Origin of the sequence: Psychrobacter sp. UBA2514 (assembly GCF_002341255.1) — a bacterium.
Lineage (GTDB): Bacteria > Pseudomonadota > Gammaproteobacteria > Pseudomonadales > Moraxellaceae > Psychrobacter > Psychrobacter pacificensis.
The window spans coordinates 1-24,097 of record NZ_DDNS01000022.1; the positions used below are offsets into that span (position 1 = coordinate 1).

Below are 24,097 nucleotides of genomic sequence, written 5' to 3' on the forward strand. Positions count from 1 at the left end.
GGGTCTGGTCGCCGTGATAACGATGAGTGTGAAAACACTCGGATAACCGGATACGTGTACTGAGCCGATCAAACGGCTTGGTAAGAGACGCACACAAAACACAGCATGGTATGCATTTACAGTTACGCCTGACGACCATAGCAAGCGTGAACCACCTGATCCCTTCCCGAACTCAGAAGTGAAACATCGTTGCGCCAATGGTAGTGTGGTTCGCCCATGTGAGAGTAGGTCATCGTCAGCTCCTTATTCCTGATTAGCCCCCTTAACTTAATTGTTAAGGGGGCTTTTTTTATCTGATTGTTTAGAGATTAGAAAGATTGCTTAATAGTTTTGAATATTACATTATATAGATATCTTATACAGTGCATAATGCAATCTGAATTTTTAAGCTATAAAGATAAAATATCAAAAATAAATATAATAAGTTCAAATTACTCATTTGAAGAGGATGTATTCGTAAATGGAAAATAATAATACAGTGTGGATTCCCGTGTCAGGACTAGTACTAATTACGATTATAACTTTTGTGTATATTTACTTTTTCGGTACTAACTTCTCTTTAGAACATACTTCTTGGGCTGAATTTGGCTCTTTTTTTGGTGGGGTTCTAAGTCCACTTATAGCTTTGCTTGCTATTATAATGTTATATAAGACTTTGACTTCTCAAATACTGGAATTTAAAGAATCAGTTACTTACTTAGCGAGAACAGCAAAAATTGCTGCTGATGACTTAGAGTTGACGAGACAGCAAACTCAAGATAATGAAACATTATCAGTTCTTGCGAATGCAGAAGTCCAAATTTCATTCTTATTAGATTGTGTTATTTCTGAAGAAAGAACACAGCCTAGATTGAAAATATTTCATATGTGTATCGAAAGCGCTCGGTTAGATAATCCTTTGAGTTGGAGTGATAGCTATGTAGAGTTTGTAAATACTGCACAACAAGAGGGTTCAGTGGTTTGGTCATATGTCTATTCTTTGACCGAAGTTACAGAAAGTATGGTAGAAATACTCCAGGACTATAGTAGCAATCATTCAGGCAAGTTCTCGCCAACGATTTTGTATTATCATGGTAGGTTATTACCTATAATAAAACTGCTAAATGACTGTAAGTTTATAACGGATGAGCGCAGAAAGCAGATCATACAGATAGTAGATATGCATAAATAAAGAAACTATGCAGTATGAAAGTTTTACATATAACTTAAAATAGCCATTAAGTCTAAAAAATAAGCTGAAAATTAAACCCTAACTGCTGTATTTTAAGCTACTTTATATGATCGGTATATTATCTACTCTCTACGATTAGCTTCAGTGTTCTAAGAAATTCAGTATTCAATTCACGTCTTACGATAATTGACGTTTAGTAATGACCATAAATAACTAAAGCCAGAATCTCTCCCACCAAAAAAGCCCATATTAGGAAACTAATATGGGCTTTAACATCCAGTAAAGTATCTAACAAACTAGCCTAGCCATCAAGCCCCTTCACCAAACTTACCACTTTGGAAGTCAGTGACCGCTTGCATGATTTCTTGCTGACTGTTCATGACAAAGGGACCGTATTGCACAATCGGCTCGCGTAGTGGGCGGCCCGTGATTAAGATTACTTTGGTATCCTCACTACTATCGGCTGTGATTGTAACACCGTCGGCATCTTCGTCATTTTTCAAGATAGCCATGTTTTTAGTCAGCACGGTTTCGCCTGCAATATCCACCGTACCGCGGTACACAAAGGCAAACGCATTGTGATCGGCTGGAATGGCTTGGTTAAAGCTAGTCCCTGCAGGTAGATGAATATCCAAATACGTCGGCTCAGTAATATCGCGGGTGACTGCACCTTCTACGCCATGCGATCTACCTGCGATTACCGTAACGTCTACGCCATCTACAGTTGTGTATTTAGGCAAGTCCTCACTTTGGAAGTCTTTATACCACGGATTATTCATTTTATCTTTGGCAGGTAGATTAAGCCACAGCTGAAAGCCTTCCATCGCGCCGTCTTCTTGTTCCGGTAGCTCTGAATGAATAACACCGCTCGCCGCTGTCATCCACTGCACGCCGCCGTTCTGTAATAGCCCTTCGTTACCCGCGCTATCACGATGACGCATACGGCCTGTAATCATATAAGTAATGGTTTCAAAGCCGCGATGCGGGTGATTGGGGAACCCTGCGACATAATCATCTGGATTGTCACTTTTGAAGTTATCTAGCATCAAGTACGGATCGAGGCGCTGTTGCAGCTGCTGCGTCAGTACGCGAGTGAGTTTAACACCAGCACCGTCTTGGGTATCAACCCCAGCAAAAAGCTGCTCGATTTGACGCGATTGGGTAACGGTGTCTTTTTTGCTATTCGCTACAGTATTATTCATTATTCTTTCCTGATTTTTTAATATCTGTTGGTGAGCATTGATTTATTACTCTTAGCTATTTATTTGAGGCCAAAGGGGTATATTTCAATAGTATTATATAATTTATATTAATAGGTAATAACGATAATTAAGTATTATTTAATAAATTATCAGTACATTATCAGTACAAAAGGGATTACTATTAAAGAGTAGCCAATAATAAAAATCTTACTTACCTACTGAGGTTTAGTTGCTAAACTGATGAGCATTAACCAATACCATGCTTAGAATAGAGAACGGATAATATGGCAGTCGATTTAACCAATACTTTAATAGTGGCTATATCAGCGACAGCATTGTTTGATTTAACGGAGTCTGAGAACCACCTTTTACAGCTACTACAGCAGCGCCCTGACGAGGCAGTAAAGGAGTTTCGCGATTATATGGCGAAGCGTGAAGATCAGCCATTAGATAGTGGTGCAGGATATCCATTAATCAAAGCACTGCTCAATCTAAATAATTACTGTAACGACTGTCTATCAGCGGATTTAACGACTGAGTCGCCACTTGTGGAAGTCGTCATCGTCTCAAAGAGCAGTCCTGATACTGGCATTCAAGTGCTCAATGCCATTCGTGACAACGGTTTGAATATTTCACGTTCCGCCTTTGTATCCGGAAGTCCTGTCGCTCCATATATCAAAGATTTTAATGTCGATCTGTTTTTGACGACCAATCGCGAAGATGCGCAGCAAGTGGCGGATGCCAATATCTGTGCCTGTGCCATATTAGACGCTACTCCTGTCAATACCTATAAGTTAGATACGGATCAGCTACGTATTGCCTTCGATGGCGATGCGGTATTGTTTGATGATTCTGGCGAGTTACTCTATAAGCAAAAGGGGCTACGAGCTTTTCACGATCGTGAAGTAAAAATGCGTGATTTACCGATTGAAAAAGGCCCTTACGCTGAGCTATTGATCAAACTGTCAAATTTACAGGAACGTTTACCGGCTGGTTTACAGTATTCGCCAATCAAAATTGCGCTTGTGACCGCCCGTAATGCACCTGCTGATTTGCGCGCTATTAAAACGCTGCGAGAGTGGGGCGTGAATGTCGATATGGCATTTTTTTTAGGAGGGCTGGAAAAAACAGCAGTGCTTAGGACATTTGCACCGCATATATTCTTTGATGATTCAATCAAGCATATCGATGCAGCACGTCGATTTATACCTACAGCCTTGGTTCCTTATCGTTCGACGTCGTTACTGCACGGTGATAGCTATCTAACTAACGATAAAGATGCAACATTATTGTCATTCAAGCCTGCTGTGCGCCCACTATTTGTAGTAAATCATTGAGCATGTACAGATAAGCGAAATTTAAACAATAGGATGGTATATGAATTGGCAGCAATTGCTCAACTTGATTGTGGCGCGAATAAAGCAGGTTGTTGGTTTATACGCTTTTGTACTCATACCGATGTGGGGCATGTTTTTTCTGAATGAAAGCGTGCTATTTGGACTGTGGAATATCTTTGGAATTGTACCGCGCGCGTTAGATGTGGGTAGCATGATCGGAGTATTCGCCTCATGGACGATGCATGGCAACTTGTCACACTTAATTGGCAACACAGTAACACTACTACAAATTTTGTTTTTGTTCGGATTATTTGAGAAAAACGCTTACCGTACCATTATCAAACTGGTCATCGCTTCAGGATTGGTTACTTGGGTGATTGGGTCACCATCCTCTATTCATATCGGGGCATCAGGGTTGTGTTTTGCGATGTTTGGTTACATGATAGGCGGCGCATTATTTGCGCGGCGTTGGGGATATTTATTGGCCTGTATTATCATGGGAACAGGTTACTGGCTGACCATCAAGCAAGGTCTGATGCCGCAGCCGGGAGTCTCTTTTGCCGCACATTTTGGGGGATTGTGCGCAGGGTTACTGCTGGGGGCAACTTCCAAGCATCACTATACCAGTGTCAGTCGCCATCAATAAGTGCTTAAGGCTGCTGATTTAACCATCTTGTCATGGTGTGGTTTTGCTGGTTTTACTGACAAATACTCAAAAACAAAGGATCGTCAGTAGTTAGCGGTCGCCATTGGGTGGTATTTGCCACATATTCTCTCAAGCCAAGCTCACGGTCTTTGGCTACAGGTATCCTATAATCGGCACGTGCAGGCGCACGGCAGTCAATCACTTGTGGCATCTGCTGTACACTCATACGCCGCTCAAACAAATATAAATTGACCAAATATAGACCCTGATCGGCACTGCGGGCACGTTCGTTGTCAACAGCCATAAAGCGCACGGTCTGAGGCTTTAGGTAAGACCAAGGTCGAAACCAAGCGGTATCCTCGATTTTTTTGATGACGGTGACACCCTCTGGCAGCTGAGCCACTTGCTGATCGTACCAGTTGTATTCTTGATGAATCTGAAACGCAAAAATACCGATGGCAGCAAACAATGGAATCAGCCACTTGGGCGCACGCTTTCCTGCCAGTTTGCTCAAATGTGTGATAATCAGAGCCAACCCAGCCATACCAAACCCAGCAGCGATGGTCGCAATAAATTCATAAATCATAAAATAAATCCTCAAAGCGGTGGGTCAATGTGTCAGTTGGTTAATTCATCAATCAAGCAGTGATACCATAAAAAATCACCCACAAGCAGCTGTGGCTCATGAGTGATGGTCATCTTAACAGATAAAAACGAAAGTCGGCTTAATGATCAACCGCACCACCTGCGCCGCGTGGGTAACGGACACTTTCGACCAACTCTTGAATCTCTCTTGGAGGCGCTTTGGTACCGTAAGAGACTGCAAAGGCAACTGCAAAGTTCAATAGCGCTCCAATCGCACCGAATGACAGTGGCGAGACACCAAGAATCCAGTATTCAGCCGTATCAGGTAGGTTGGCCGTACCAGCGATAAAGAACCAGCCTTTGTACATAAAGATATAGACCAAGGTGGTAATTAGGCCTGTGAGCATACCGGCAATCGCGCCGACATTATTGATGCGTTTTGAGAAAATACCCATCATCAAGGCAGGGAAGAGCGACGCCCCTGCGATACCAAAGGCCAGTGCCACCACCTGAGCAGCAAAGCCTGGTGGGTTCATACCCAACCATGTAGCGACCACAATCGCGACACCCATTGAGATACGCGCCGCCATCAGCTCGCCTTTATCCGTGATATTGGGGTTAAAGTGACCTTTGATCAAATCATGACTGATGGCTGATGAGATGGCGAGCAGTAGACCTGCGGCGGTTGATAGGGCCGCGGCCAGACCACCTGCTGCGATCAGACCAACCACCCATGGTGGTAGCTGCGCAATCTCTGGGTTTGCCAATACTAAGATATCGTTATTGACATCTAGCTCGTTACCTGCCCAGCCTGCATCAGCAAAGCGGCCTTCAGCTTCAAGATCGTGTAAGACGCGAGCGGCGTCAACCGCCGTAGTAGCCGCGCCAACATCACCACCTTCGGTTTCGGCATTGGTTAAAGCCAGCTCCGCTGCGCCAAGGCCACTATCGTTATACATCTGAATGCGGCCATCGCCGTTTAGATCGTTATATTTGATTAGACCTGTTTGCTCCCATGTACGCATCCAATCTGGACGTTGGTCATACTCGAGCGCAGGCTCATTCACGCCTTGTGGGTAGATGGTATCAAGTAAGTTCAAACGTGCCATAGAGCCTACCGCAGGCGCAGTGAAGTAGAGCAGGGCAATAAAGACCAATGCCCAACCCGCTGACCAGCGCGCATCGGCCACTTTGGGTACGGTAAAAAAGCGAATGATGACGTGCGGCAAGCCTGCTGTACCAATCATCAATGACAACGTAAACAGCACCATATTTAGCTTATTGGGCACATCAGCGGTATACGAGGCAAAGCCTAAATCTGTCACCACTTGATCAAGTTTGGTCAATAGCGGTAAGCCTGATTCTGTATGAGTTGAGAACATACCAAACCCAGGGATCGGGTTGCCCGTCAATTCAAGCGAGATAAAGACCGCAGGAATGGTATAAGCGATAATTAACACCACATACTGCGCCACCTGCGTATAGGTAATCCCTTTCATACCGCCAAGTACCGCGTAAAAGAACACCACAAATGCTGCAATAATCAAACCTGTGTTGTTCTCGACTTCCAAAAAGCGCGAAAATGCCACGCCTGCACCCGTCATCTGACCGATAACATAGGTGGTTGACGCAATAATCAAACAAGCAACTGCTACCATGGCTGCGGTCTTAGAATAAAAACGGTCCCCAATAAAATCAGGAACCGTAAATTTACCAAACTTGCGCAAGTAAGGTGCCAGTAGCATGGCCAGTAGCACATAGCCACCTGTCCAGCCCATCAAATAAGAAGACGCACCGTAGCCGCCTGCCGCGAGTAGACCTGCCATAGAAATAAATGACGCTGCACTCATCCAGTCTGCGCCTGTTGCCATACCATTGAGTACGGGGTGTACACCGCCACCTGCCACATAAAAATCGCTGGTCGATCCTGCACGCGCCCAAATCGCAATCCCAAAATATAGCGCGAAAGACAGCCCCACAAAGATAATATTAATTACAAATTGACTCATAAGGCTATTCCTCGTCTAGGCCATATTGTTTATCCAACTTATTCATACGCCACGCGTAAAAAAAGATGATGATAATAAAGATCGCAATAGAGCCTTGCTGCGCAAACCAGAAGCCCAGATCAGTACCGCCAATGGCGATGCCCGCCAATAAAGGCCGTAGCAAAATAGCAAAGCCATAGGAACACAGCGCCCAAACGACTAGGCAACCTAAAATCAGCCGCACATTGGCACGCCAATATCCAGAGGGATCATCATGGTTTTTCATAGGACAACTCCTTTTGTCTTACATAAAACAGGGTGAGTGGTTGGCGATAGCCATTCAATGATAATGTGTACCAATACTTTGTTAATAACACCCAATCTGATTGTAGAAGCTATTAACGGTATATAGATTAGATACAAACCAAGCGATCAAATGGCCGATCAAACCAACAGGTGGATAACGCTTGTTATATTTTTAGCACACTTGTGGTGACTAAAAACAGTAGATAGACAAACGATTACAGGTCGTACATGGTCATTATTACGCGTAAGCATGCGGTGATTGGCCAGTCAGTGCTTAACGCTATTGCCATCATCATGAAAAAAAGAGGGAGTGGTGCCGAAGAGAGACAATCCGCTGTCTTTTTTAACTCTTGTCTTCTTGACAAAAGAGAGTATGGCTTGTTCACATGGTGGTTATATCACCATGATGGTTATGGTAGAACGTCATTGGGTAATGATCCAAACGTGTACGCCATAATAGGGTTATATCGATACTATAAGCATCAATCATCTAAACCCTATTGGGAATATATACAAAATCTCAGTAATTCACAATAAGTATATTTCACAAGCTTTTTGTAACAAAATATGTATAAATACAACTACTCAGTATCAAACAGGTAATGTTTTACCCACAGTAAATATCGGATATATGGACAGTTATATGTCAATTTTGTTAAATCCACAACCTTCATGGTGATTTAAAATGCTAAAAAATATGGCTGATTGCTAATATTTTTTATCCCAATAATGATCTTGTCCTCATGTGGATTCGAGTATAACGGTAATCGGACATTGTAGGCAAATTATTACTAATATCGTATTTTTAATTGAAATAAAGGTGATATCCACTATTTAATAAAACAAAAGTTAATTATTGCGTATGGATACAAATGAATACGGTTATAAAATGGCAGCAATAAATTGAATGTATAGATTTTATGGTTCATAGAATAGGTAAAAAAAGATATAAGCTGAACGAAATAGCCGCGCTTTAGTCAAAATACCGTCACTTATCGCTAGACTGTACTTCAGCGATGGCCTTCGTCTTTGTGCAGCGAACAATAACCATCAAGCAGTCATCATGATGTTTTTAAGACATGGCTCACTGTAGCCAACTCTCAGCAGCGATTGTGCTGATTGTAAAATCAGCTTATAGAACGGAAAACCATCTTTAATCCTGACAGCTGCGTGAAGCCGAAAGACGAGGCCAATCGTCATGCTTGGATGGATTAGATTCTATTCTCAGAGAGTTTAGAGTTATAAGTAGTAGGTCAACATAGTCTGCTTAAACGAAAAAACCGCTCTTCTCTTTATATAGAGAAGAGCGGTTCTTATTGATCTTTATGATGTTACATCATCTTTTACATGTTTGGATAGTTAGGGCCACCGCCACCTTCTGGGGTTACCCACGTGATGTTCTGTGATGGGTCCTTGATGTCACATGTTTTACAATGCACGCAGTTCTGCGCATTGATGACGAATTTGGCGCCTTCAGCATCTTTGACCACTTCATATACACCCGCTGGACAATACAAGCGTGCAGGCTCAGCATAGAGCGGTAAGTTGATTGAGATAGGCACGGTTGGATCAGTCAGCTTCAGATGCGTTGGTTGATCCTCTGCGTGGTTGGTATTTGAGATGAATACCGATGACAATTTATCAAATACCAGCTTGCCATCAGGCTTGGGATAAGTCGGCTGATAAGCATGATTGGCGCGCTCTAACTGATCGTAATCTGGTACATTATCATGCAAGGTCAGCGGCATTTTGCCTTTTAATAAGTTGTGCTCGATAAAGGTGAAAGCACCGCCCATAAACAGACCCATGCGGTGGATTGCAGGAGAGAAGTTGCGTGCCTCATAGTTGTCTTGATAGAGCCATGATTCTTTGTACATGGTGCTATAAGCCACTACTTCGTCATGCTGACGCTCTGCCTGTAGCGCTTCAAAGATCGCTTCGGCGGCGAGCATGCCTGACTTCATCGAGGTATGGGTGCCTTTGATTTTTGCGGGGTTCAAGAAACCAGCATCATCACCCACCAACACACCGCCTGGGAATGTGAATTTTGGTAATGAGTTAAGCCCGCCTTTAGTCAACGCTCGGGCACCATAAGAAATACGCTTACCACCTTCTAGAACACGCTTGATAACAGGATGGGTCTTCAAGCGCTGCATCTCATCAAATGGCGACATGTAAGGGTTGTGATAAGACAGATCCGCCACTAAGCCAAAGCTTACTTGGTTGTTTTCATCGAAGTACAACCACCATCCGCCAGTTGAGCCAGTTTCGGTCAACGGCCAGCCAAGACCGTGCATGACCACGCCTTGCTCATGCTTGTCAGGCTCGACTTCCCACAATTCTTTTAGACCGATACCGTAATGCTGAGGATCAGAGTCTTTATCTAGATCAAAACGACTGATTAAGCGTTTGCCCAAGTGTCCACGGCTGCCTTCGGCAAAAATAGTGTATTTGGCCAGCAGCTCATAGCCAGGCTCGAAGCTTGGCTTGGCTTCGCCATTGGCAGCCACACCCATATCACCAGTCAAAATCCCTTTTACCGAACCATCGTCATTGTATAAGATGTCATCGGCAGGGAATCCTGGGAACATCATCACTTCAAGCTCTTCTGCCTGTACAGCCAACCAACGAACCACATTGCCTAATGAGACAATGTAGTTACCGTCATTATGCATTGGGCCTGGAATCAATGAGTGCGGTACTTGAGTTGAACGTGTGGCAGAGTTTAGATAATAAAACCGATCTTCCGTCGCTGGTACGTTAAGTGGAGCGCCTTTGTCCTTCCAGTCTGGAATCAGCTCATTCAAGGCGCGTGGTTCGATGACTGCACCTGATAAGGTATGGGCACCAAATTCGGAGCCTTTTTCGACCACACACACCATAAACTCATCGTTGCCTGCTTCGATAGCGAGCTGACGTAAACGAATAGCAGCAGAGAGACCTGCAGGCCCGCCGCCAACGATGATGACATCGAACTCCATGGACTCACGCTCGATCTCAGGTTCCGGCTCTACGACTGGCGCTGCCGTCTCTGTTACTACTGGTGCGTCAGCGTCTACAGTAGTGCTGTCTACAACTGGCGCTTGATTGTCTTGCTCTTGCATACCTACTCCTAAACTTTAGTGGCTTATCTCAGGGCATCATTAGCGTAACAACCGAATAATAGATTTGCGGCGCTAACGTCACTCAGACATATGGCTGCCCGATAAAAATGTGTCATCAATACAAAATCCACTTGACCATTTCAATAAAAAATCGTTACTCATTATAAAAGAAAAGTCCTACAAACACGATACGCATTTATGAGCAACGGTGTTAAGGTTATATTGAAACAATAAGGGTGTTTAGATGATAAAGCTTCATCATACCCGAAACAAAAATTTATAGTAATAATAGATTTGCCAAACTTTGAATACTAGATAAAGGATTGTGCGATGAATAATGATAACAATTATACTGATGGGAATAACGGAAATAATTTGGAAGCCCCAGTCAATAAGACCTCCAGTCTAAATAATATGAATGCCCTCAGCCAATATCTCAAATCAACCGCTGCCACTCGTGAAGGACGAGAAATACCGCCACTTGATAAATGGCATCCAGAAAATATTGCCGATATGGATCTGGTGATAAAAGCAAATGGCGAGTGGTGGCATGAGGGTGGGAAAATGACCAGACAGTCACTCGTCAATCTCTTTGCAACCATCTTGTGGAAAGAAGAGAGTGACGGTGTAACCGAATATTTTTTGAAAACTCCTGTGCAAAAAATCCGTATTCAAGTAGAAGATGTGCCATTGCTGATCAATGATGTCGGTATCGTAAAAGAAAATGAGGTGAGCTGGTTGGAGTTTGTGACCACCACCGGTGACGTGGTGCGCTTGGACGATGAGCATCCCATTAGCTTACAAGCATATCAGCCTGATAATGCCGCAGCCCGTATAGATGAGTCGCAAATACGCCCTTATATGCCAGTAAGAAATGGTCTGAACGCGCTGATTGGACGAAATACCTTTTATCATTTGACGGAGATTGGTGAACTAACAGAGCATGATGGTAAGACGATGTTGACCTTACAAAGCGGTGGGAAGTCTTACTCTATGACTATGCCAGACCGTTAAACGTTAATACATCAACAGCAGCATTTATAGATTATGACAATAAAATCTATTTCATCAGTGGAGATGTCATAATACAAGAAACGCAGATATCTCTGATTGAGTAGAAATCAGAGATAATATAGAGATGATGATATGTATCTAAAAGTGGCGGTGAAGTAACGATGGCGAGTGCTGCAAATCAGATGACAACAAGTCAAGCAAATATAGAACAAACAAATATTTTGGATAGTCATGTGCTGTCAAACACTTCTATTAACAATGCTGGCATGAATGCAATGGTTATCGATGCAATCAGCATTGATGATGCTCAACGTGCTCCAATAGGACTATTCGATTCGGGGATTGGCGGCTTATCGGTTTATTTGCATTTAGCCCAGCAACTACCTAATGAGCGCTATATATATTACGCTGATACCTTAAATGTCCCTTATGGCAACCGCGAGAGCGATGATATCGAGTCGCTCACGCTAAAAGCCGTTGAATGGCTGCATAAGCAAGGCTGTAAGCTGATTGTGATCGCTTGTAATAGCGCATCAGCTTATGCCCTAGATACAGCGAGACGCTCTTATCCGAATATGCCTATTGTAGGTCTAGTACCAGCGTTAAAGCCTGCGATATTGGCAAGCAACAGCGGTCATGTCGCGGTATTGGCCACGAAGGCGACGCTCAATGGCCGGCTGCTTAATGACGTTATTACCAATTTTGCCAATCCAAATGGTACGGTGGTGACAAAATATTTTGATCCACAGCTGGTACCTTGGGTTGAGGCTGGCATGCCATTACAAGATGAGACCGCGCAGCGCTTGCGCCAACAAATACAAGTATTTGCAAATGAAGGAATTGATCATCTCGTGCTAGGCTGTACACATTATCCATTTTTTAAATCGTTTTTATTAGACGAAATTGCGCAGCAGCAGTTGGCCATACAGGTGGTTGACTCTGGGCAAGCCATCGCTGAACGAGTCAAGCAGCTATTGGTCGCAAATCAGATGTCAGCCACTCTTTATAATGAGACAAGTACTCAGGATTTGAGTGCGATTAATAAGACAAATGTTGATATCAGACAGCCATTAACTTTCCATGCGACTAAATATAGTGATAGACTAAGCGCTTTGATTGAACGCTTACTTGGTCAAGAGACTATACTGCAATACTATTCTGAGTAATGGTGAGCAAAGATATTTATGCAAAAACCTTTATTGCAGCATGGATGTGGTTAAAATACGTCGAATGTATTTTCGCAAGACTGTGCGAGTTGATACAAAACAAGATATTTTTGCTCTATTTCGTTTTATTCCCTTTTATGCCGCAACCTAAGCTCAGAGGTAATCGTGCCACATCGCCGCTATCATATTCATGTTATATGTGCTGACAACGATCAATTATTGGTGTTGGACAGCGTAGCGATATTTTTTCAAGTACGGGCGTTTTTGACTTATGATGTGTCTAGCAAGTTGCCAAAAGCTTCGCTATATGGTCGACAATGTATTGATTCTTGTGATTATGCATTGATGATCATTGGAGACAGTTACGGAGCCGTACAAAAGACAGGCGTGAGCCAAATGCATTTGAGTTACCTGAATGCCAAAGCTAAAGCCAAGCCCCTACTGATTTTCATCAAAAATCACTACCAAGAAACGGGTGTCAGTCGCCAATTACAAGAACTGATTAAACTCGTCTCTAGGCAAGAAAATCAGATTTATTACTATGATACAGAGGACGATATCGAAGCGTTACTCGTACAAGCCTACTACAGCGCAGTAGCCAGTCATAAAGTGAGAGGTGGCTGGGTGAGAGCGACTGAGGAGATGATTAAATTTAGTCGACAAACGGTCGCCGAAAGACTTGCTGATCTCTTATCTAAGAATACTAATACTAATACCAAGAAAGAACGTTCTGTTGATGAGAGTTTTGCGGCTGACAATGTTAGCAAACCAATTGTATTGACACAAACGTTTGATGTGCAATATAGTGCTCAAGCTTATGAAGGTGGTAACTTGAAGGATGTTACCAGAGAAGTAATATTATCTTGGCAAGAAGTATTAATCACCTTAATGAAAATACCGTCTACATTTTCGAGCTACGGGCTACAAAATGCCATTAATCGTCTGATCGCGCCAAAAGCTGAGATAGATATCAAAAACGATATGCCAAACGTTCACGCTGTCTCACGCTGCCAAATCTCTCAAGATGATCTCAATAACCTACAACGTCAGCTAGTAAGCGCCAACTGGATACAATTGACGACCTACGGTACACGTTTGTCACAAGAGCTTTGGAAGCTTACTTTTCATGCCAGAAGCCTACTAGAAAATGAAGATTCTCAAACGTCTGAATAAGATCCATCCTCATGACTGCTACCCTTTAATATCATCAAAAATTCTCTGCAGAAATGCTCACGGTGACCATGACTACGTTTTGTAATACAAAGCATACGCGGCAATGGTTGTGAATCGATTCAAGACTCGTGATAATAAGAACCATCAGATACTAATCTTATTTATATTAAAACTGGTATTAAAATTAAAAATGCATAAAACGTATTACACTATTGACCGATTAAGGAGAGCATACAATGAGCAACGCTAAAAATGACGAGTTATTAAGAGAGCTTGATGGTCTAGAGAAAAACATGCATGACGCTGATCAATTTCATACACTAGAAGAACAAGTGGCAGATATGAAACGTCGCGGTATCGACCCTAGCCAAGCCTACAAAGATTTGGATAGAAAAGCAGAAGATGAAGACTGGGGTGATGCGACTTGGAAAGAAAATGGCAAGTGGGAGCCAAAAACGGCTGCTGATCTAGACGATAACGCTCGTGAAAACTGGGACGGTGACAACGGTAAGCCAAACCCGCCACCCATTGTCTAAATCTTTCTTTAAATATCGATGTGATAGGTGAAGGTCTTCACTAGGCATCAAACATAAAAAAGCCACGCTAATCATAGCATGGCTTTTTTAATGATTTACGGTAGGACTATTCGTTACATTATTATGACCCTTCGTCAATGCGAACTAGCTTGATCGTCCCATCGGCACTAGCAACACGGCGATAGCGCGTATTAGTAGAAGTTGAAGGACTTATCGATGGTTGAGAAGAATAGCTATTAGGCGTAGTGGTCTGCTGCTCAATTAGCTGCCCCATACGATCAGCAGGCGCAGGGTTCAAAGGACGGCTATTTGCTGGCTGACCGTACTGCCCTGGGCTTGGTGCTGCATTACCAATGATAGCACGATAGAACTTTTGGCCTGCGCGTCCATCTGCTGGGAAAATGCCACGACTGGTCTGATATTGCTGGATAGCGGTACGGGTATTGTCCCCAATGATGCCATCAACACCACCAATATCATAGCCTGCATTTAGTAAGGCTTGCTGAATATCTTTTGCTTGTTGACGACTGATACCAGGATCGTCTGTTGGCCAAGCAGTGATAAAGTCTGTTTTGCTACTGTCTTCGCGAGTAATCAAATCTGATAAATGGGCGATCGCCAAAGCATAGTTTTCTGAAGCATTATACGAGTAGAACGTATCAAAGTTTTTACCAACCAAAAACGCAGGACCATCGACACCAGCTGGTAGCAATAAACCCGCACGACTCAAGTCATAAGGCAGCGGACTGCCGTTAGCCAGCGTTAGACCTTGATTGCGCCAATGGCTGATAGATTTTTTGTCTTTACGGTTGGAAGCCGCCCAAAATCCATCAGGTAGTTTAACTTCATAACCCCAAGGCTCGCCCGTACGATAACCACGTTTGTCTAAAAAATTTGCAGTAGAGGCGAGCGCATCAGGCACACTATTAACAAGGTCACGACGTCCATCACCATCACCGTCTACTGCTAGCTCTAAGAAGGTACTAGGCATAAACTGCGTTTGCCCAAACGCACCTGCCCATGAGCCTGTCATATCATTGGGCGCGATATCACCATTTTGTACGATTTTTAGGGCATTGGCATACTCACCTTGAAAGTAGCTTTGACGACGATCAAAACAAGACAATGTCGCTAACGATTCAAACAAGGGTTTTTTACCTAAGGTTTGACCAAAGTTGGATTCTACACCCCATACGCCAAGCACATGCTCTGCTTTTACCCCATAACGCGATTCGATTTGGCGCAGCGTGTCACGCCACTGGCGCTTGGCACGAATACCATCTTCGACACGCTCTTTGTCTACTAGCGCTGAGAGATAATCCCAGACATCTTTTTGAAACTCTGGCTGATAGTTGAGTGACTGAATGACACTAGGATCAGGCTGGCTTGGACGATAGTTGTTAAAGGTATAGCTACTGACACCGCGAAACTTGCTCGAATTTTTTAGGCCATCCAAGCATTGCTGAAATTCACTATTGGACAGATCTGGAGCGGGCGGCTGAGCTGCTTGGGCAGTGCTCACAAGGCTAATGCCAACTGCAACACTAAGCAATGACAAGGTAGAAAAAGGAGTCAAACGCATGAAAATATCCTATAAACGTTAAGTTGGCTGCTAAGAGACAAAAATCAAAAGGCTAAAAGTGGTATCAAGGTAGAGTAACCAATCTAAACAGTAAAGAAAAGCTGTCGAAGTACTAAGATTATGAATGGTTACGATAAATTGACGATGGCGTGAGGTTGGGAGAGTATTTTGTTGAGCTAAAAGTTCAAAGTGTCAGACAGCATTTAAATTTCAGAAATTTTTTAGCAAATAGAACCTATCTACTTAGCTAGCAAATTATCCAACTCTTTAATAAAGCCATGAATCCGCGCCGCATTTTTAACCAAATCGCCGCCACCAATCCGCGGCTTACTACGTATATCGACTAAACGTTCATTCTCGCTATCCGTGATACGGACGACGATATCGTCTTTAAAACCGAAACAAGCAGTGATGTCCGTCGCTTCTATCGCTTCTATAATGTCTTTATCTGCATCAATATTGACCAGCTCCCAGCCCAAGTTTTCAATGGCTTGTGTGCTTGCCGCAACCAATTCAGGTTGCGTTTGGTCATAGCGTAATGTCTGTAATTCAGGATAACCGATACGCTGTTGCTCTGCGGTCTCGATACCATCGTAAGCGACTGGATTGGGTGCATCAGCGCGTAGTAGGGCAATCGCCACAAATTGAGGTGGGTTCATCAAGTCGGTAGAAATATCATGGATGGGCGGTACGTTTTTGGCGGTATTCATCATGCTTAAAGGAATAGCAATGGCAGTGATGGCAAGCACTGCCGAGATTAACGCGCTACCAATACTCGCCGTGTTTCGTTTAAACAATAGCTGTATGGCTAGTAGTATCAATGCCGCGATACCAGCAAATACCCCAAATTTAAACCCTGTAAATGCAGTCGCTAAACCGATCATGCCAAATTGATAGAGTGGCCCTGCGAGCACGACCAGTAAGACAGCAATCAAACTTATCAGACCAACGAATATTTTCATTGCGCTTCTCCATCATGATTGAACATTGATCATTGCTGCGCAAACCAATTCTTTATTGCTTATTTCAATAGCCAAACCTGCTCTGTCACTTTTAGGTCAGGCATGGAGCCAATAGAGCTAGGCTCGCTTGCTAGCTTACAAATCTGATAGTGACTGCCATAATATTGCTGCACTTGCTCATGATTGATAGAGAACGGCGGCCCATCTTTTTTACTTTGATCGTAATTAAGCGTTATTAGCAATTGTGGCGCATTGTCGCTAACTTTACGTATCTGTTCGCTATAGTCGGGACGCATATCAGCTGGCAGAGCAATCAAAGCTGCTTTATCATATATCGCATCGATAGTACCTAGATCTGTAGAGGTCAAAGCAAAGATATCAGCGGCCCAGAGTGTAATATTTCGCTGCTCATCACCATCTACCAGCTGACCTTGGTAGTATTTAATATCTGGATTTTCTACATGCTGAGAGACAATAGGTTGGATATTTTGTTCAGCAAAGAATGCTTGTACGGCTGTCTCAACCAACTCAACGCCCACCACATCATACCCTTGTGCCGCGAGCCAAACCATATCGATAGATTTGCCGCAAAGAGGAACAAAGATACGGCTACCGACTGCTAAATCTAAGTGATCAATATACTCAGTTAATAATGGATTAACAGCTGACTGATTAAATCCGATACGCTTTTCTTGCCAGCGTTTGTGCCAAAATTCGGGATTCATAATTTACGCCTATCTATAGGTATTTGTTGATATCTTTATAATAACGTCTTATTTGAAAATGCTGAACACAATAAAAAGCCAAACACCTATTTTATAAGCATTTGGCTGTTAGCAAGCAGGATTTGTTAATCAATCGTTTAGCTCGTCATATATTGACTAAATTCTTTACGCAGTTTGGCAAGCTTTGGTGGTATGGCAAAATTGCAATAAGCCTGTCCTGGATTTCTGTTAAAGAAGTCTTGATGCGCCTCTTCTGCGCGGTAAAATTCAACAGCAGGGTGTACTTCTGTGACGACATTGATGCCCATATCACGCAGCTTATTAATGGTGCGATCAACCGTTGGTTTTTGATCTTCCTCAGTATAAAAGACCACGCTGCGATACTGACTGCCAACATCATTGCCTTGACGATCCATCGTTGTGGGATCATGCGTGGCAAAAAATACGTCGAGGATGACTTCCAACGGGACGGTCGTCTCATCAAATTCGACTTTGATGACTTCGACGTGTCCAGTGTCACCACCGCATACGGCTTCATAATTGGCTGATACTGCATCGCCGCCCATATAGCCTGAAACGACAGACTGCACGCCTTTTACGGATAAAAAGACAGACTCGGTGCACCAAAAGCAGCCACCGCCTAATACGATTGTTTGCATAATTTTTTCCTATTTTTATAAATATAAAATCATCGTTGTTTGCCTAGGTGTTATCTATCAAACAATATCGTTTAGCTTAGCAGGGCATCTGGTGGCGATAAGTAACAAACAGTAATGTTATAATGGGCTTTTGCTACGTGTGGTATGACCGCAGCGCTAATAAAAACGGTGCGGTTTGCCAATCATTTTATTTGAATAATGAGTGTGACCATGAGCCAGCCAACGCCCGATACTGCCCCAGCCATCCAGCATGATACGCTATTTACCACACCGCTGGACAAAGCGGCGCGTTTTTCTTTTGATGAGCAAGTGGTGGCTTGTTTCCCCGATATGATTCGCCGTAGCGTACCCGGTTATGGTCAGGTATTGGCCATGCTGCCCATATTTGCCCGTCGTCACTGCAAGTATCGTCAGCAGGGCGATAGTGGTCAACGCGTTAGCCGTATTTATGACTTGGGCTGCTCGCTTGGTGCCGCCAGTATGACGCTGGCTGGTGAGTTTGACCCGCAAGACTTGCAGATTAAGGCGATTGATATCTCCCCCGCGATGACGTCCGAAGCCACGACGTTATTGAGTGACAATTATCCTGAGCACGATATCGAAGTCATTACTGCAGACATTCGCGACGTTGAGCTTGAGCCATGCGACATGGTGATTTTAAACCTAACGCTACAGTTTTTACCAGCAGCCGATAGAGTCGCAGTATTAGAAAAAATCTATGCGGCCTTGAGCGAAGGCGGCATACTGGTATTAACCGAAAAAACTCATGCCTTTGATGAGCAGTATGATGCGTGGTTGGTTGAGCGTTATTATGACTTTAAGCGTGCCAATGGCTATACCGAAATGGAAATCAGTGGCAAGCGTAATGCATTAGAAAACGTGCTGATTACCGATACGCTAGATGAGCATCATGCACGGTTAGATCAGGTTGGCTTTAAACGTCATCTGACGTGGTTTCAGTTTTTAAATTTTGTCTCTATTGTGGCGTTTAAATAATCCTTACTTTTAACACAGTTATTTCTTCATCATTACGGTAATCTGCTTCTATGCTAAACGACACAATTACGCACGCCGAACGCGAACTATATTTAACCCTATTAGAGCTGGCTCAGCAGCAGCCGAGCGCTTATGAGTGGCTGACGCGACTGCCAACATGGTTAAATGACATCAAGGACAAAGCTAACTACGCACATGCGCCTGCTTATCAAGCGTCAGTCGCTCGTTTACCACAATTGGCTGTCAATCACGTCGATCTCAACAGCGATATATTGACGATTGAGGCAAGTCTAAATGAGTCTCAGCGCAAACAAACAACGGCGTTATTAAAGCAGTTGATGCCGTGGCGTAAAGGCCCATTTCAGATTGGCGGTCAAATCGGCGATGATGAGTCAGGTATTAAGATCGATACCGAGTGGCATAGTGATTGGAAATGGCAACGTGTTGCGCCGCATTTAAGTAGGCTTGATGGTCGGCGTGTATTGGATGTGGGCGGAGGTTCTGGCTATCACGGTTGGCGTATGGCAGGGGCTGGCGCGGACACGGTCATTATTATTGATCCGTCATGCTTGTTTTACCATCAGTTTATGGCGATTCGTCATTTTGTCGGTAGCGCGGATGCCCATACTCATAATACAGGCCGTTACCGTACGCATTATATTCCTGTGCCGCTCGAGGCCTTGCCAGAGCATAGCCAACTGTTTGACACCGTATTTAGCATGGGTGTGCTCTATCATCGCCAGTCACCGTTCGAGCATTTACAACAGTTGAAAGGGCAGTTGGTCAAAGGCGGTGAGCTAGTGCTTGAGACGTTAGTTATCGAAGGCGATGCCAATACAGTCCTAGTACCGCACGACCGCTACGCGCAGATGAATAACGTGTATTTTTTACCATCGGTCGCCGCATTGATAGGTTGGCTAGAAAAAGCAGGTTTCTCAGAAGTGCGTTGTGTCGATGTGGCTGTCACCTCAATGAAGGAACAACGAAAAACCGAATGGATGACCTATCATTCGTTAGCAGACTTCTTAGATCCTAATGACTCAACTAAGACCATCGAAGGATATCCTGCACCCATGCGTGCGACTTTGATTGCGAAAAAGTAGCAAGACTTTTATTGTAGCTACCATCAGCTTGCTATCGCTACCTGCTCTCGCAGGATACGGGACACCATCCAAAGATTCAGGTTTTGTACAAGACGACTGGCAAGTGGTTTGTGATAATACGCGTACTTGCCGAGTGGCAGGCTACTCAAGTGACGCCTCAATAGATAAGCCTGTTTCAGTGCTATTCACCGTATCGCCAAAAGTAGCGCTGCCAAAGGCACAAATTCAGTTGGCATCAAAAGTATCCAAAGATAAGGCTGAGCTGTGGTTAAATAATAAAAACTATGGGACATTGCAGCCCGCTGGAAGTGACGCTGCATTATATGATCTATCTGCTAAGCAAACACAAGCAATTATCGATAAGGCTCGATAAGAAATATTTGGGATTTAATGACGAAAAATGACTGATTATATCAGCCATTTTTTGAAAGCGACTTCCATGACTATTTTAAGGATGAAACCAACAGAGCCTGCGCCAAGGGCCAAAAAGATCCAAAAGGTACCTGCGCGCCCAGCATCAGAAGTTTTAGAGATATCCCACATGATAAAGAATAAGAAAGCGATGAATATCGGCAGTAAGACGTACAAGCCCCAACTGGTGACCGTACTGGCAGCAATAGCAAACATAGCGTAATCCTATAGGGTAATAACGCGTCTTCTATGGCGTAAAAGCGTCATAGAAGCGCAATATAAACCATCATTATAACGTGTAAGCGGTTGGGTATAAACGACTGCCCAGTATCGGGCAACAGGAACGCTACAATTGACAAAGTCATTCGCTCATTGATTTTATATTATTTATACCAGATTTATTTTACTAAGCATCAGCAAACGAGCGAACAAAATTTATATTAATCCCAATTATCAATATTAGTTGTCATAACGGTAAGATTTTAGGGCTAATTTTGGCGCAAATGGTGCAATAAAGCGCAAAGATTGTTATATTTACAGATTACTTATCTTTTTGCATTATTTTATCCCTGCAATGTCGGTCGGCACTATAATAAGCAGTTATCGACTGCTCGCATTCGCACCGTTTTTGTTGTTTATTTAATTGAGTTCAAATCCCTATGTCACAAGCCCAAATTGATACGCTTGCATCCCTATTCAATGATGCCATTCAAACCCTACAAGCAGATGGTACGCTACCAAGCGACTGGCAGAACAACAGCCAAATCACGCGTACGAAAGATTTAAGCCACGGTGATTTTGCCAGCAATATCGCACTGACGGCGGCCAAAGCGGCCAAGGCCAATCCACGCCAACTTGCCGAAAAAATCGTCAATGCACTCCCTGAGAATCAAGACATTCGCCAAGTAGAAATCGCCGGTCCTGGGTTTATCAACGTATTTTTAAACTCAGAGGCTAAGTTTGCGGTATTGGACGATATTTTTACTCAGCAAGATCGTTTTGGTCTGAGTAATCAGTTTGATGGTCAAAAGGTACAAGTCGAGTTTGTCTCTGCCAATCCGACCTCAAGCCTGCATGTCGGTCACGGACGCGGTGCAGCGTTTGGTATGAGCGTATCAAACTTACTAGAAGCCATCGGTTACGACGTCACTCGCGAGTATTATGTCAATGATGCGGGTCGTCAGATGGATATTTTGGCGACCAGTACCTATTTGCGTTATTTGGCGCTAAATGGTGAGCAAATCACGTTCCCAATCAACGGCTACCAAGGCGATTATGTCAGTGATATCGCACAGACATTAAAAACGCAGCATGGTGACAGCTACGTTCATCGTTTTGCCGATGTTGCCAAAGACGTACCAGAAGACGCAAAGTTTGAGATCAATGCGGATGGCGAAAAAACGCTCATTTCAGGTGACAAAGAAGCGCATATTGATGGCTTGATTGCGGGTAGCAAAGCCTTGCTTGGTGACAGCTATGCGCTGTTTTTAAATGCCGCCTTGAGCAGTATTTTGGCCGATATCAAAGACGATTTGAATGACTTTGGTGTGAGCTACGAGTGCTGGTTCAGTGAAAGATCGATTGATAGCGAGATTGAGCCTGTCCTACAAATACTCGATGACAAAGGTTACTTGTACGAAAAAGACGGCAACATCTGGTTCAAATCGACCGATTTTGGTGATGAAAAAGACCGCGTGGTTCGCCGTGCTAATGGTCAGTCGACGTATTTTGCCTCGGATATTGCTTATCATAAAAACAAGTTTGATCGCGGTTTTGACAAAGTGATTAACGTTTGGGGCGCCGACCACCATGGTTATGTGCCACGCGTAAAAGCGGCGCTGCTCGCGTTGGGGATTGATGCTGAACGTCTTGATGTCGTGCTCGTACAGTTTGTGGCATTGTGGCGCGGCAGTGAAAAAGTACAAATGTCTTCACGCTCAGGTCAGTTCGTTACTTTGCGTGATTTACGTGCAGAAGTCGGCAATGATGCGGCGCGTTTTTACTATGTCGCGCGTAAGCCTGAAGTACACATTGACTTTGATTTAGAGCTTGCCAAATCACAAAGCAAAGACAATCAAGTGTATTATATTCAGTATGCGCATGCGCGCGTTTGCCGTGTATTAGAAAAACTGGCAACCTACGATTTGGCAGTAGATGATGCTGTTGGTTTGGCACATCAAGATTTGCTTAATGCGCCCAATGAAGACGAGTTGATTAAACTGTTAGCTGGTTATCCAGCGACACTATTACGTGCAGCGACTGGCTACGAGCCGCATGTCTTGACTAACTACTTAAAAGAGCTTGCTGCATTGTTCCATGGTTGGTATGACACCAATCGCATTTTGCCTGTCAGTCTCACGACAGGTGAAACACCAAGCTCAGATGAGATGGCATTGATGCAAGCACGTTTGCGCTTGTCCAAAGCAGTTAGACAGGTCTTGGCGAACGGCCTTGGTCTGCTTGGTTTGTCAGCACCTTCTGCTATGTAGTCATTTTCTAACATGTGACATGAGTATAGACAGCCAATAGCATTAATTCGATGATGACCGTTAAATTCAGTAGGGAGAACGAGATCCATGCTAGCCAAAAAACCGAAAGGCGCAACAGAAAAGCGCAAATCAAGTAGCGTATCGGGCTTATTGTGGATGTTTGTTGGGGCGGTATTGACCCTTATGATCGGGGTATTTATCTACCTTTCACCATTATTCAACTTTAGTCCCGCTGATGGTAGCGCCGAGAACGATCCTGACAGGCAGGTGCAGCCGCGCGTAGATACTGATACCGATAATGGCGATTATGAATTCTACGATATTTTGCCCAATCAAGAGATGGCAACCATTCCTGATGAAGATATCGCTGAGATTGATAACGATCAGATAGGAGATATTGGCGCGTTTGAGCCGGATGTCGTCGTGACCCAGCCGGATAGTACGGCAGCTAATGGTATAGATAATGCTGGTAGCTTTGGTAATGTGGAAAGTCCTGCAGGCGAGACCAGTGGCGGTAGTAATACTGCTGCGGGCGACGATATTGTTGTTGTTGAAGAGGACGCAACTTATGATGGCACGCCACCTGCTAACACCAGCAACTCTGCGACCCGTAACCACAATGCAGGAGCAGGTACGGCAAGTATTCAAGCGGCCAAACCTGCTGCGACCTATATTTTGCAGATCAATAGCTTTAGTGATGCAGATGAAGCAGATCGTCGCCGCGCCCAAGTATTGATGGCAGGCGTGGATGCCAGAGTAGTCAAAAATACGACAGGTAATGGCTTACCTATCTATCAGGTAATCTCGCGTCCGTTAAGTAACCGTCAGGCAGTGACAACAGCACAGCAGCGCCTACAAAATAACGGTATTGACTCTATTATCGTTGAACAGCGTCGTTAGTCCAAGCGCTATATATAATAATCGGTATATATAAGAAGTATT

At 43.8% G+C, this 24,097-nt stretch carries 22 protein-coding genes and 1 rRNA gene; 13 read left to right on the top strand and 10 right to left on the bottom strand.

Features of this window, described 5'->3' with window-relative positions; all coding sequences use genetic code 11:
• The first annotated feature begins 127 nt into the window (after positions 1 to 127).
• Both rrf and B3V51_RS07480 read left to right on the top strand, forming a co-directional pair.
• Positions 128 to 241: ribosomal RNA gene (rrf, locus tag B3V51_RS07475) — 5S ribosomal RNA — on the top strand.
• Between the two features lie 219 nt (positions 242 to 460).
• Entirely contained in the window at positions 461 to 1,171 is a 711-nt protein-coding gene (locus B3V51_RS07480; protein ID WP_186475374.1) for a hypothetical protein, read from the top strand.
• A 308-nt stretch (positions 1,172 to 1,479) separates the two neighbouring features.
• Here B3V51_RS07480 and B3V51_RS07485 read toward each other — a convergent pair whose 3' ends face one another.
• On the bottom strand, positions 1,480 to 2,373 hold the full coding sequence (locus B3V51_RS07485) for a pirin family protein (protein WP_186475375.1): 894 nt from the start codon (positions 2,371 to 2,373) through the stop codon (positions 1,480 to 1,482).
• A gap of 284 nt (positions 2,374 to 2,657) precedes the next feature.
• On the opposite strand from B3V51_RS07485, the gene B3V51_RS07490 reads away from it, so the two are divergent.
• Both B3V51_RS07490 and B3V51_RS07495 read left to right on the top strand, forming a co-directional pair.
• The gene (locus B3V51_RS07490) at positions 2,658 to 3,710 is read left to right on the top strand and encodes a 5'-nucleotidase (protein ID WP_186475376.1); all 1,053 of its coding nucleotides are present in this window, start codon (positions 2,658 to 2,660) and stop codon (positions 3,708 to 3,710) included.
• Positions 3,711 to 3,750: 40 nt separating this feature from the next.
• Positions 3,751 to 4,356, top strand: coding sequence for a rhomboid family intramembrane serine protease (locus B3V51_RS07495; RefSeq protein ID WP_212564106.1), 606 nt, complete (start codon positions 3,751 to 3,753; stop codon positions 4,354 to 4,356).
• Positions 4,357 to 4,408: 52 nt separating this feature from the next.
• Here B3V51_RS07495 and B3V51_RS07500 read toward each other — a convergent pair whose 3' ends face one another.
• The 4 genes from B3V51_RS07500 to B3V51_RS07515 all read right to left on the bottom strand — a co-directional run bounded on the left by B3V51_RS07500 (position 4,409) and on the right by B3V51_RS07515 (position 10,216).
• Complete coding sequence (locus tag B3V51_RS07500; RefSeq protein ID WP_186475378.1) at positions 4,409 to 4,942, bottom strand: hypothetical protein; 534 nt, start codon at positions 4,940 to 4,942, stop codon at positions 4,409 to 4,411.
• 139 nt (positions 4,943 to 5,081) lie between these two features.
• On the bottom strand, positions 5,082 to 6,950 hold the full coding sequence (locus B3V51_RS07505; RefSeq protein ID WP_284719745.1) for a sodium:solute symporter family protein: 1,869 nt from the start codon (positions 6,948 to 6,950) through the stop codon (positions 5,082 to 5,084).
• 4 nt (positions 6,951 to 6,954) lie between these two features.
• On the bottom strand, positions 6,955 to 7,215 hold the full coding sequence (locus tag B3V51_RS07510) for a DUF4212 domain-containing protein (protein ID WP_071002865.1): 261 nt from the start codon (positions 7,213 to 7,215) through the stop codon (positions 6,955 to 6,957).
• 1,363 nt (positions 7,216 to 8,578) lie between these two features.
• Positions 8,579 to 10,216 (bottom strand): electron transfer flavoprotein-ubiquinone oxidoreductase, encoded by a 1,638-nt coding sequence (locus B3V51_RS07515; protein WP_186475467.1) that lies wholly within the window; start codon positions 10,214 to 10,216, stop codon positions 8,579 to 8,581.
• A 453-nt stretch (positions 10,217 to 10,669) separates the two neighbouring features.
• Here B3V51_RS07515 and B3V51_RS07520 point away from each other — a divergent pair, with 453 nt between their 5' ends.
• The 4 genes from B3V51_RS07520 to B3V51_RS07535 all read left to right on the top strand — a co-directional run bounded on the left by B3V51_RS07520 (position 10,670) and on the right by B3V51_RS07535 (position 14,228).
• Positions 10,670 to 11,353, top strand: a complete 684-nt coding sequence (locus tag B3V51_RS07520) for a DUF1285 domain-containing protein (protein ID WP_093070458.1) — start codon at positions 10,670 to 10,672, stop codon at positions 11,351 to 11,353.
• A 275-nt stretch (positions 11,354 to 11,628) separates the two neighbouring features.
• Positions 11,629 to 12,519, top strand: a complete 891-nt coding sequence (murI, locus tag B3V51_RS07525; protein ID WP_379542925.1) for a glutamate racemase — start codon at positions 11,629 to 11,631, stop codon at positions 12,517 to 12,519.
• Between the two features lie 165 nt (positions 12,520 to 12,684).
• The gene (locus tag B3V51_RS07530; protein ID WP_240365511.1) at positions 12,685 to 13,692 is read left to right on the top strand and encodes a DUF4062 domain-containing protein; all 1,008 of its coding nucleotides are present in this window, start codon (positions 12,685 to 12,687) and stop codon (positions 13,690 to 13,692) included.
• 236 nt (positions 13,693 to 13,928) lie between these two features.
• The gene (locus tag B3V51_RS07535; protein WP_058024783.1) at positions 13,929 to 14,228 is read left to right on the top strand and encodes a hypothetical protein; all 300 of its coding nucleotides are present in this window, start codon (positions 13,929 to 13,931) and stop codon (positions 14,226 to 14,228) included.
• A gap of 121 nt (positions 14,229 to 14,349) precedes the next feature.
• Here the strand turns inward: B3V51_RS07535 and B3V51_RS07540 are convergent, their stop codons facing one another.
• From B3V51_RS07540 to msrA, 4 genes are all read right to left on the bottom strand, one after another.
• Positions 14,350 to 15,810: a lytic murein transglycosylase gene (locus B3V51_RS07540; protein ID WP_284719744.1), complete on the bottom strand. Its 1,461-nt coding sequence runs from the start codon at positions 15,808 to 15,810 to the stop codon at positions 14,350 to 14,352.
• Between the two features lie 239 nt (positions 15,811 to 16,049).
• On the bottom strand, positions 16,050 to 16,772 hold the full coding sequence (locus B3V51_RS07545; protein ID WP_284719743.1) for a DUF1499 domain-containing protein: 723 nt from the start codon (positions 16,770 to 16,772) through the stop codon (positions 16,050 to 16,052).
• Between the two features lie 59 nt (positions 16,773 to 16,831).
• Complete coding sequence (gene tmpT / locus B3V51_RS07550; protein WP_284719742.1) at positions 16,832 to 17,497, bottom strand: thiopurine S-methyltransferase; 666 nt, start codon at positions 17,495 to 17,497, stop codon at positions 16,832 to 16,834.
• Between the two features lie 137 nt (positions 17,498 to 17,634).
• Positions 17,635 to 18,156 (bottom strand): peptide-methionine (S)-S-oxide reductase MsrA, encoded by a 522-nt coding sequence (gene msrA / locus B3V51_RS07555; RefSeq protein WP_212564113.1) that lies wholly within the window; start codon positions 18,154 to 18,156, stop codon positions 17,635 to 17,637.
• A gap of 210 nt (positions 18,157 to 18,366) precedes the next feature.
• On the opposite strand from msrA, the gene cmoA reads away from it, so the two are divergent.
• Genes cmoA through B3V51_RS07570 form a run of 3 tightly spaced genes read left to right on the top strand, consistent with a single transcriptional unit; the run spans position 18,367 to position 20,628 of the window.
• Positions 18,367 to 19,152 (top strand): carboxy-S-adenosyl-L-methionine synthase CmoA, encoded by a 786-nt coding sequence (gene cmoA, locus B3V51_RS07560; RefSeq protein WP_212564114.1) that lies wholly within the window; start codon positions 18,367 to 18,369, stop codon positions 19,150 to 19,152.
• Between the two features lie 50 nt (positions 19,153 to 19,202).
• The gene (gene cmoB, locus B3V51_RS07565; RefSeq protein ID WP_071002873.1) at positions 19,203 to 20,255 is read left to right on the top strand and encodes a tRNA 5-methoxyuridine(34)/uridine 5-oxyacetic acid(34) synthase CmoB; all 1,053 of its coding nucleotides are present in this window, start codon (positions 19,203 to 19,205) and stop codon (positions 20,253 to 20,255) included.
• Complete coding sequence (locus B3V51_RS07570) at positions 20,242 to 20,628, top strand: DUF1176 domain-containing protein (RefSeq protein ID WP_071002874.1); 387 nt, start codon at positions 20,242 to 20,244, stop codon at positions 20,626 to 20,628. Before cmoB ends, B3V51_RS07570 begins: the two co-directional genes overlap by 14 nt.
• A 35-nt stretch (positions 20,629 to 20,663) precedes the next feature.
• Here the strand turns inward: B3V51_RS07570 and B3V51_RS07575 are convergent, their stop codons facing one another.
• The gene (locus B3V51_RS07575) at positions 20,664 to 20,882 is read right to left on the bottom strand and encodes a DUF2788 domain-containing protein (RefSeq protein ID WP_071002875.1); all 219 of its coding nucleotides are present in this window, start codon (positions 20,880 to 20,882) and stop codon (positions 20,664 to 20,666) included.
• 443 nt (positions 20,883 to 21,325) lie between these two features.
• Between B3V51_RS07575 and argS the strand changes: the two genes are divergently transcribed.
• Positions 21,326 to 23,155, top strand: coding sequence for an arginine--tRNA ligase (argS, locus tag B3V51_RS07580; protein ID WP_071002876.1), 1,830 nt, complete (start codon positions 21,326 to 21,328; stop codon positions 23,153 to 23,155).
• Between the two features lie 87 nt (positions 23,156 to 23,242).
• Entirely contained in the window at positions 23,243 to 24,055 is an 813-nt protein-coding gene (locus B3V51_RS07585; RefSeq protein ID WP_286708174.1) for an SPOR domain-containing protein, read from the top strand.
• The last annotated feature ends 42 nt before the right edge of the window (positions 24,056 to 24,097 follow it).

Bases quoted from the DNA above. Each gene is read 5' to 3' on its own strand.
- B3V51_RS07480 (WP_186475374.1), top strand. From the start codon at position 461: ATGGAAAATAATAATACAGTGTGGATTCCCGTGTCAGGACTAGTACTA.
- B3V51_RS07485 (WP_186475375.1), bottom strand. From the start codon at position 2,373: ATGAATAATACTGTAGCGAATAGCAAAAAAGACACCGTTACCCAATCG.
- B3V51_RS07490 (WP_186475376.1), top strand. From the start codon at position 2,658: ATGGCAGTCGATTTAACCAATACTTTAATAGTGGCTATATCAGCGACA.
- B3V51_RS07495 (WP_212564106.1), top strand. From the start codon at position 3,751: ATGAATTGGCAGCAATTGCTCAACTTGATTGTGGCGCGAATAAAGCAG.
- B3V51_RS07500 (WP_186475378.1), bottom strand. From the start codon at position 4,942: ATGATTTATGAATTTATTGCGACCATCGCTGCTGGGTTTGGTATGGCT.
- B3V51_RS07505 (WP_284719745.1), bottom strand. From the start codon at position 6,950: ATGAGTCAATTTGTAATTAATATTATCTTTGTGGGGCTGTCTTTCGCG.
- B3V51_RS07510 (WP_071002865.1), bottom strand. From the start codon at position 7,215: ATGAAAAACCATGATGATCCCTCTGGATATTGGCGTGCCAATGTGCGG.
- B3V51_RS07515 (WP_186475467.1), bottom strand. From the start codon at position 10,216: ATGGAGTTCGATGTCATCATCGTTGGCGGCGGGCCTGCAGGTCTCTCT.
- B3V51_RS07520 (WP_093070458.1), top strand. From the start codon at position 10,670: ATGAATAATGATAACAATTATACTGATGGGAATAACGGAAATAATTTG.
- murI (WP_379542925.1), top strand. From the start codon at position 11,629: ATGGTTATCGATGCAATCAGCATTGATGATGCTCAACGTGCTCCAATA.
- B3V51_RS07535 (WP_058024783.1), top strand. From the start codon at position 13,929: ATGAGCAACGCTAAAAATGACGAGTTATTAAGAGAGCTTGATGGTCTA.
- B3V51_RS07540 (WP_284719744.1), bottom strand. From the start codon at position 15,810: ATGCGTTTGACTCCTTTTTCTACCTTGTCATTGCTTAGTGTTGCAGTT.
- B3V51_RS07545 (WP_284719743.1), bottom strand. From the start codon at position 16,772: ATGAAAATATTCGTTGGTCTGATAAGTTTGATTGCTGTCTTACTGGTC.
- tmpT (WP_284719742.1), bottom strand. From the start codon at position 17,497: ATGAATCCCGAATTTTGGCACAAACGCTGGCAAGAAAAGCGTATCGGA.
- msrA (WP_212564113.1), bottom strand. From the start codon at position 18,156: ATGCAAACAATCGTATTAGGCGGTGGCTGCTTTTGGTGCACCGAGTCT.
- cmoA (WP_212564114.1), top strand. From the start codon at position 18,367: ATGAGCCAGCCAACGCCCGATACTGCCCCAGCCATCCAGCATGATACG.
- cmoB (WP_071002873.1), top strand. From the start codon at position 19,203: ATGCTAAACGACACAATTACGCACGCCGAACGCGAACTATATTTAACC.
- B3V51_RS07575 (WP_071002875.1), bottom strand. From the start codon at position 20,882: ATGTTTGCTATTGCTGCCAGTACGGTCACCAGTTGGGGCTTGTACGTC.
- argS (WP_071002876.1), top strand. From the start codon at position 21,326: ATGTCACAAGCCCAAATTGATACGCTTGCATCCCTATTCAATGATGCC.
- B3V51_RS07585 (WP_286708174.1), top strand. From the start codon at position 23,243: ATGCTAGCCAAAAAACCGAAAGGCGCAACAGAAAAGCGCAAATCAAGT.